7 protein-coding genes are annotated in these 7350 nt (G+C 70.9%); 4 read left to right on the plus strand and 3 right to left on the minus strand.

The features are described 5' to 3' along the window. Positions 1-138: 138 nt before the first annotated feature. Complete coding sequence (locus tag QQ657_RS56325; protein ID WP_284750720.1) at positions 139-1626, minus strand: AMP-binding protein; 1488 nt, start codon at positions 1624-1626, stop codon at positions 139-141. A 129-nt stretch (positions 1627-1755) separates the two neighbouring features. On the opposite strand from QQ657_RS56325, the gene QQ657_RS56330 reads away from it, so the two are divergent. Further along, entirely contained in the window at positions 1756-2001 is a 246-nt protein-coding gene (locus QQ657_RS56330; RefSeq protein WP_284750721.1) for a phosphopantetheine-binding protein, read from the plus strand. Here the strand turns inward: QQ657_RS56330 and QQ657_RS56335 are convergent. Both QQ657_RS56335 and QQ657_RS56340 read right to left on the minus strand, forming a co-directional pair. Continuing rightward, entirely contained in the window at positions 1994-2953 is a 960-nt protein-coding gene (locus QQ657_RS56335; RefSeq protein WP_284750722.1) for an ACP S-malonyltransferase, read from the minus strand. The two genes, QQ657_RS56330 and QQ657_RS56335, sit on opposite strands and share 8 nt — an antisense overlap. After that, positions 2946-3896 carry a proline iminopeptidase-family hydrolase gene (locus QQ657_RS56340; protein WP_284750723.1) on the minus strand — a complete coding sequence of 317 codons (951 nt, stop codon included), beginning with the start codon at positions 3894-3896 and terminating at the stop codon, positions 2946-2948. Before QQ657_RS56340 ends, QQ657_RS56335 begins: the two co-directional genes overlap by 8 nt. 281 nt (positions 3897-4177) lie before the next feature. Here QQ657_RS56340 and QQ657_RS56345 point away from each other — a divergent pair, with 281 nt between their 5' ends. The 3 genes from QQ657_RS56345 to QQ657_RS56355 are packed head-to-tail and all read left to right on the plus strand — an operon-like array spanning position 4178 to position 7217. After that, the gene (locus QQ657_RS56345; RefSeq protein WP_284750724.1) at positions 4178-5440 is read left to right on the plus strand and encodes a nucleotide disphospho-sugar-binding domain-containing protein; all 1263 of its coding nucleotides are present in this window, start codon (positions 4178-4180) and stop codon (positions 5438-5440) included. Further along, entirely contained in the window at positions 5431-6546 is a 1116-nt protein-coding gene (locus QQ657_RS56350; RefSeq protein ID WP_284750725.1) for a sensor histidine kinase, read from the plus strand. The genes QQ657_RS56345 and QQ657_RS56350 overlap by 10 nt, the downstream gene beginning before the upstream one ends. A 17-nt stretch (positions 6547-6563) precedes the next feature. After that, a complete protein-coding gene (locus QQ657_RS56355; protein ID WP_284750726.1) occupies positions 6564-7217 on the plus strand; it encodes a response regulator transcription factor in 654 nt (217 codons plus the stop codon). The last annotated feature ends 133 nt before the right edge of the window (positions 7218-7350 follow it).

Raw genomic sequence — 7350 nt, forward strand, 5'->3', positions numbered from 1 at the left:
CCCCCCCCCCCCCCCCCCCCCCCCCCCCCCCCCCCCCCCCCCCCCCCCGCCGGCCCCCCCCCCCCCGCGCGGGGTTGGGTCCCCCCTCTCGGCGCCCCCCCCCCCCCCCCCCCCCCCCCCCCAGCCGCGGGAGACTGCTCAGGCGGGCGCCGGGGCCAGGAGGTCGGCGGCCCGCGCCGCGAGGGTCTTGCGGTCGATCTTGCGGTTGGAGTTGAGCGGGAACTCGTCGACGTGCCGGTAGTGCCGCGGGATGACGCCCTCCGGCAGCACCGCCCGCAGCGCGCGCACCATCTCGAGCACCGGCCGTTCCCCGCCGGTGTAGAACACGAACAGCTCGGTCCCGGCGTCCCCGGCGACGCCCAGCGCCACCACGTCCTGGACGCCGCAGTCGCGCAGGGCGTGCTCGACCTCCGTCAGCTCGACGCGCCAGCCGAGCACCTGCACCTGGGAGTCCAGCCGTCCGAGGTAGGCCAGGTCCTCGCCGCCGAGCCGGCGGACGCGATCCCCCGTGCGGTAGAAGCGCTTGCCGTCACGCTCGAGGAACCGGCCCTGCTCGTCGGCCGGGTCGAGGTAGCCGGGGGTCATCTGCGGTCCGGCGATGCACAGCTCGCCTTCGCCGGAGTCTTCGTCCAAGAGCAGGTAGTCGTGGCCCGCGTGCACCTCACCGATCGGCACCACGCCGTTCACCGCGACCCGCGGCGTCTCGACGTCGTCCCAGCGGTACCCCGACACCGTCACCGTCAGCTCGGTGGGGCCGTACAGGTTCTCCACGATCGACGACGACGCCGCGGCGCGCCAGTCCGCCGTGTCGCGGACCGTCAGCGCCTCGCCCGCGAAGAAGCTCCACCGCAGGCCCGGCAGCGCGCCCGGGGTCAGGCCGCCGGTGCGGCGGACCAGGTCGATCGCACTCGGCGTGGAGAACCACACGGTGAGCCCGCGCTCGGCCGCGAACCGCGGCAGGTTCCGGTACGCCCCGCCCGGCAGCACCACCGCCGGCGCGCCGGCGCCCCACGCGCAGAACAGGTCGAACATCGCGCAGTCGAAGTTCAGGTCGAACGTCTGCGAGAACACGTCGTCCGGGGTGAAGTCGTACCGCTCGTCCAGCAGGCCGAAGTAGTGGTCGAGCGCCGCGCGCCCGATCCGCACGCCCTTGGGGCGCCCGGTCGAGCCCGAGGTGAACAGCACGTACGCGGTCTCCGATGCGGGAGCCAGCGGCGCCGACAACGCCTGCGACGCCCGCAACGGGACGCGCTCCGGGGCGAGTACCGGGACCCCCTCGGGCGCCACCGTGAGACCGCGCTCGTCCGCGATGATCAGGTCGATCCCGGCCGCCTCGACCATCTGGGCGGTCCGCGCGGCCGGGAAGTCCGGTCGCAGCGGGACGATCGTGGCGCCGGCGTACAGTCCGGCCAGGATTCCGGCGTACGCCGTGACCCCCTTGCCGGCGAGGACCCCTACGGTGCGGACGCCGGCCTCGGCCAGCGCGCCGCCCCACAGCAGCGCCAGCTCGTGCAGCTGTTCGTAGCCGAGTGCCTGGTCACCGACGTGAACGGCCACGCCGCCACCGGACCGTTCGAGACCGCGCAGGAACCGCGCCTGCGGCCCGCCGGTGAGACTCGTGTCCATCGTCGTCCTCCACAGTGAAATAGGGGTGCCGATGCGTCGATCCGGGAGGACGACGCCGGTAGAGTCCAAAACCGAACCGGGCGGTCGGTTTCCTCTCGGTAGATCCCAACCTAGCGATCCGGAGTAGCCATGTGGGACAGCACTTTCGACGAGACGCTGCGCTCGTACCTCCCGTTCCTGCCCGCCGAGGAGGCGTTGACCGCCGAGACGCCGCTGCGGGAGTACGGGCTGGACTCGCTCGCCACCGTTGAGCTGCTCTCCGTGCTGGAGCAGAGCTACAACGTGCGGTTCGAGGACGACGCCCTGAACCTGGAGACGTTCGAGAACCCCGGCCGGCTGTGGACCACGCTGGCCGCCCTGCAGCCCGCTAGCTGACCCGCGACGGTCCTGCTCCCCGGCGGCGGGGCTGCAGGGCCATCCGCGGGTTCACCGTGACCACCTCGAAGCGGCTCGTGGTGACGCGGACGCGCCCGAACAGCGTGTCCGGCCCCGCGATCCAGAGCTTGCCCACCCCGTTGTCCGCCAGCGTCGAGACGACGTCCGGCCAGCGCAGCGGTTTGACGATGCTGTCGAGCAGCATCGTGCGCACCTGCTCGCCACTGCGCAGGATCGCGCCGTCCTGATCGGCGACGATCGGCAGCAGCGGGTCGTGGAAGTCCAGGTCGCCGAGCACCTCGTCCTCCGCCTTGCGGCGCAGCGCGCCGAACGCACGCGAGTGCAACGGCGGCCGCATCGTGTAGAGGGAGAGCCCGCCCATGCTCCGGACCGTCTGCTTGAGCCAGTCGAGGTTCCGTTCGCGCAGCGAGACCATGTAGAAGTCATGGTCGATGTAGCACGAGATGTCGAACCACTCGCCCTTCGCCTCCAGCTGGGACAGGGCGTCGGTGAGCTTTTCCTCCGGTGTCCGGACGAACGAGTGCGTCACGACGTCGGTGTACTCCGTCGCGAAGAACTCGGTGAGGCAACGGGCGAGCTCCGCCGTCATCCACACCGCGTCCGGGAAGGTCAGCGACCCGGCGTACACACTGGCCGGCTTCTCGCCGAAGCTCGGGCCGGCGCAGTAGTCGGGGCTCATCCCCTGCTCCTCCTCGGCCCACTGGGCCAGGGCGACGCAGGTGAGCATGAACCCGACCTGGGCGTAGGCCGAGTAGTCGCCCTCGGTCTCGCGGAAGCGGTCGACCAGCGAATAGCCGAGCCGGTCGTTCGCCTGCGCGATCAGCCTGCGGGCGAAGGGGTTGATGAGCAGGAACTTGCCGAAGTCGGCGAAGCGACAAGGGCTCATCCCGGGGAAGACGACCGCCGATCCCGGCCGGGTGGCCTCATCCATGGCTGGCGACCTCTCGTTCGGCGACCCGGCTCGCGGGTGCGGTGGGCTGGATGTCCTGCAGGAATCCCAGCAGGACTTCGCGGAACCGTTCGGGCTCCTCGAGGTGGGGGACGTGGCTGGAGTCTTCGAAGATCTCCCAGCGCACGTCGTGGATCCGGTCGAAGTACGGCTGGATCGTGACGGGGGTGGCTTCGTCGTGACGCCCGGACACGAGCATCGTCGGCACCTCGATGTCGTCGAGGTACTCGATCACCGAGTAGTCCTTGAGCGTGCCGCTGACGGTGAACTCGCTCGGGCCGTTCATCGTGGCGTAGACGGTGTTGTCGTCGGCCATCTCCATGAACGAGGCCAGGTAGTCGGCCGGCCACGGCAGCACGCGGCAGACGTGCCGGTCGTAGAACGCGCGCATCAGCTCGAAGTACTCCGGCGCGCCGGTGGTGCCGGCGGCTTCGTGCGCCCGCAGCTGGTCGTCGACGCCCGGCGGCAGCTGGGCGCGCAGCACGTCCATCTCCTGGCGCCACAGCGGGTACGACGCCGGCGAGTCGGCGATCACCAGCCCGCGCAGGCCGTCCGGGCGCTGCGCGGCGTGCCGCGCGACGACCAGGCCGCCCCAAGACTGTCCGAAGAGGACGTAGTTGTCCTCGATGCCCAGGTGCTGCACCAGGTTGTCGAGCTCGTCGCCGAACAGCTCCGGCGTCCAGAACCCCGGGTCCTGGTCCGGCAGCCGCGTCGAACCGCCGCTGCCCAGCTGGTCGTAGTGCACGACCGGGAACCCGTGCTCGGCCAGCGAGCAGAGGTTCAGCAGGTAGTCGTGCGTGCTGCCCGGCCCGCCGTGCACCACGACGACGGCGGGCAGCTCGCCCCCGGCGGTACCGGTGACCCGGTACCAGGTGCGGTACCCGCCGAAGGGAACCCAGCCCTTCGCGATCGGTGCCACGGCCATGCTCATCACCTCTTCGTTTCCCTCACCCCCGGCGCACACGGCCGGACCCACGTTCCTGTCTAGTCGCCGCCTGCCCGCCGGAACCAGCCCCTAAGGGGCATCTAAAGCCGTTCTAAGCCTGCTCGACCTGCCTAGCGCACGCCGGTGCACAGCGGAAGGAATCCGGCCGGAACAGGGGTTCGCGACCCCTACCGCCGCGTTGCCGGGTCGGCCTGACGGCGCGGCGGCACTACCTTTTCCCTTGTAGCGGTGTTTCGCCCCCGAGTTCGGAGAGTGCGTCGATGCGCGTCATGATGATGGTGTTCCCGACGAGGACGCACGTCTACAGCATGGCCCCGGTGGGCTGGGCGCTCGCCGCCGCCGGGCACGAAGTGCGCTTCGTGGGCCAGTGCAACCCGCGCGAGGTGGCGTCGTTCGCCGAAACCGGCCTCGACGCGATGTGGTTCGGCGACGAGCTCGACATCGCCCGCCACCGCCAGCTGCAGATGGACGGCGACAACGCCATGCAGGGCGGCTTCCGCATCTCCGAGAGCCGGCCGGAGCGCTACACCGAGGAGTACGTCCGCACCGTCTACGAGCACTGGGTCGAGGTCTTCCGCTGGACCACCCCGGACTCGCTGCTCGACGAGCTGGTGCGCTTCGCGAAGGGCTGGCGGCCCGACCTGATCGTGTGGGACCCGATGATCTACGCCGCCCCGATCGTCGCGCAGGCGCTCGGCGTCCCGCACCTGCGGATGATGTACGCGGCGGACCAGACCGCGCGGATCGCCGCGCAGTACCGGGACCTGAGAGCGAGTCACCCCGAAGACACCACACCCGACCCGTTCGTCGAGTGGATGTCCGCCGCCGTGGGCCGGTTCGGCGCGTCGTACGACGAGTCCCTGCGCCACGGCGTCAAGACCCTCGACTGCCACCCGTCCTACCTGCGCTACGACGGCGTCGACGTCGACTACGTGCCGGCGCGGTTCGTCCCGCAGAACAAGCCGATGGCCATTCCCCGCTGGGTACTGGAAAAGCCGGAGCGGCGGCGGGTCATGCTGACCCTGGGCATCTCGAACCGGCAGGTGCTCGGCGTCGAGGAGACGTCGGTGGCCGACCTGCTCGACGGCCTCGCGGACCTCGACGTCGAGGTGATCGCGACGCTCAACGCGGCCCAGCTCGCTTCGGTCGAGAAGATCCCGGACAACGTGCGCGCGGTGGACTTCGTGCCGATGAACGAGCTCCTCGCGAGCTGCTCGGCCATCATCCACCAGGGCGGCGGCGCGACGATCGGCAACGCGGTCGTCAACGGCGTCCCGCAGCTCGTCATCCCCGGCACCACGTGGAGCGAGCGGGTCTCCGCGGTCGCCCAGGAGAAGCGCGGCAACGGCCTGGTGCTCGACCTCGAGGACGTCACGCCGCAATCCATCCGAAATGGACTGAACCGGCTGCTGGAGGAACCGTCCTTCCGGGACTGCGCGCTCGAGGTCCGCGACGAGATGCTGGCCACGCCGACCCTGGACGACCTCGTGCCGGAGCTGGAACGGATCGCCCGATGCCGGTGACCGCGCGGCCGAAGGTGGTGCGCACCATCGGTTTCCTCATCGGGAGCCTGCCGCTGCGGATCGCCGCCTTCGTGGTCGTCCTGGTCACCATGCTCCTCGGCATCGCCACCACCATGCTGTGGGTCGGCATCCCGATCCTCATCACCGCCACCTCGCTCGTCCAGAGCTTCGCCCGCCTGGAGCGGCGCTGGGTCCACACCATGCTCGGCGTCGACGTGCCGCCGCCGCGGCGCCGGGAGCACGGGCCGGGGCTGCTGCAGACGTGGCAGGTCCGGCTGGTGGACCAGGCCACCTGGCGCGAGGTGAACTACGTGCTGCTCGCGTTCCCGCTGGGCATCGTGGAGTTCGTCGCCGGGATCGTGTCGGTCGCCGTGCCGCCGTTCGGGATCTTCGTCGCGCCACGGATCGGGGCCCTGCACGCCGCGCTGACGGCGTCGATGCTGGGACCGGACCGCACGGCACAGCTGGAAGCCCGCACCCGGCAGCTGAGCGACTCGCGCGCCCGCGGCGTCGACGCGGTCGAGGCCGAACGCCGGCGCATCGAACGCGACCTGCACGACGGCGCCCAGCAGCGGCTGGTGTCCGTCGCGATGAGCCTGGGGCGTGCCCAGCTGAAGCTGGACCTGGATGACCCGATAGCTGTGCGCGAGCTGATCGGCGCGGCGCACGCGGACGCCAAGCTCGCAGTGTCGGAGCTGCGCGACCTCGCCCGCGGGATCTACCCGCCGGTGCTGCAGGACCGCGGCCTGGACGCGGCGCTGTCGTCGCTCACCGCGCGGATGCCGATCCCGGTCGACGTCGAGGTGACCGTCGACCCGCGCCCGCCGGCGCCGGTGGAGACCACGACGTACTTCATCGTCAGCGAGACGCTGACCAACATCGCCAAGCACGCCGGCGCCGACCGCGCGTCGGTGCGCGTGACCCGTGACGACGAGACCGTGGTCGTCGAGATCATCGACAACGGTCACGGCGGCGCGTCCGTCCGTCCCGGCGGCGGCCTGGCCGGGCTCGCCGACCGGGCCGCGACCATCGACGGCGTGCTCACCGTGGTCAGCCCGGTGGGCGGGCCCACGGTGGTGCGCGCCGACCTGCCCGTCCGCTGGTGAACTCCCGGGAGAGCGAAATGCGTGTCGTCATCGCCGAAGACTCCGTCCTGCTGCGGGCCGGCGTGCAGAGCCTGCTCGCCGACGTCGGCATCGAGACGGCGGCCGCCGTGTCCAACGGCGACGACCTGCTCGTCGCCGTCCGCGAGCACCAGCCGGACCTCGTCATCGCCGACGTCCGGATGCCCCCGACGTTCACCGACGAGGGCATCCGCGCCGCGATCGCGGCGCGCAAGGAGGTCCCGGGCCTGCCGGTGCTGGTGGTCTCGCAGTACGTCGAGGGCAGCTACGCGGTCGAACTGATCGCCGAAGGCACGTCCGGCGTCGGTTATCTGCTGAAGGAACGCGTCGCCGATGTGGCCGACTTCCTCGAGGCGGTCCGGCGCGTGGCCGGCGGCGGCTCGGCGATCGACCCCGACGTCGTTGCCCAGATGCTGTCCCGCAACCGCGACCCCCTGGAAGGCCTGACGGCCCGCGAGACGGAGGTCCTCGGAGAGATGGCGCAGGGCCTGTCGAACGCGGCCATCGCGAAGAACCTGGTGGTGACCCAGGGCGCGGTGGAGAACCACATCAGCAACATCTTCGCCAAGCTCGGCCTCGAAGCCAGCCGCGACCAGAACCGCCGCATCCGCGCGGTACTGACCTATTTGGACAGTACGACCGTCCGCACCTGACATGAGGGGCACCCTCATGGCTCTTAAGGGGCTCTTCGTATTGATGTGTGGGTGGTCATCGGCCTGGTAGTTCGGGTCGGTGGCCGCCCAGGGAGAGCATGGCCAGTGCCATGAGGGATTCGGGTGTGCGGAA

The organism is Amycolatopsis ponsaeliensis, from assembly GCF_030182635.1.
In the GTDB taxonomy this organism is placed as follows: Bacteria; Actinomycetota; Actinomycetes; order Mycobacteriales; family Pseudonocardiaceae; genus Amycolatopsis; species Amycolatopsis ponsaeliensis.

Bases quoted from the DNA above. Each gene is read 5' to 3' on its own strand.
- QQ657_RS56330 (WP_284750721.1), top strand. From the start codon at position 1,756: ATGTGGGACAGCACTTTCGACGAGACGCTGCGCTCGTACCTCCCGTTC.
- QQ657_RS56345 (WP_284750724.1), top strand. From the start codon at position 4,178: ATGCGCGTCATGATGATGGTGTTCCCGACGAGGACGCACGTCTACAGC.
- QQ657_RS56335 (WP_284750722.1), bottom strand. From the start codon at position 2,953: ATGGATGAGGCCACCCGGCCGGGATCGGCGGTCGTCTTCCCCGGGATG.
- QQ657_RS56355 (WP_284750726.1), top strand. From the start codon at position 6,564: ATGCGTGTCGTCATCGCCGAAGACTCCGTCCTGCTGCGGGCCGGCGTG.
- QQ657_RS56340 (WP_284750723.1), bottom strand. From the start codon at position 3,896: ATGGCCGTGGCACCGATCGCGAAGGGCTGGGTTCCCTTCGGCGGGTAC.
- QQ657_RS56325 (WP_284750720.1), bottom strand. From the start codon at position 1,626: ATGGACACGAGTCTCACCGGCGGGCCGCAGGCGCGGTTCCTGCGCGGT.
- QQ657_RS56350 (WP_284750725.1), top strand. From the start codon at position 5,431: ATGCCGGTGACCGCGCGGCCGAAGGTGGTGCGCACCATCGGTTTCCTC.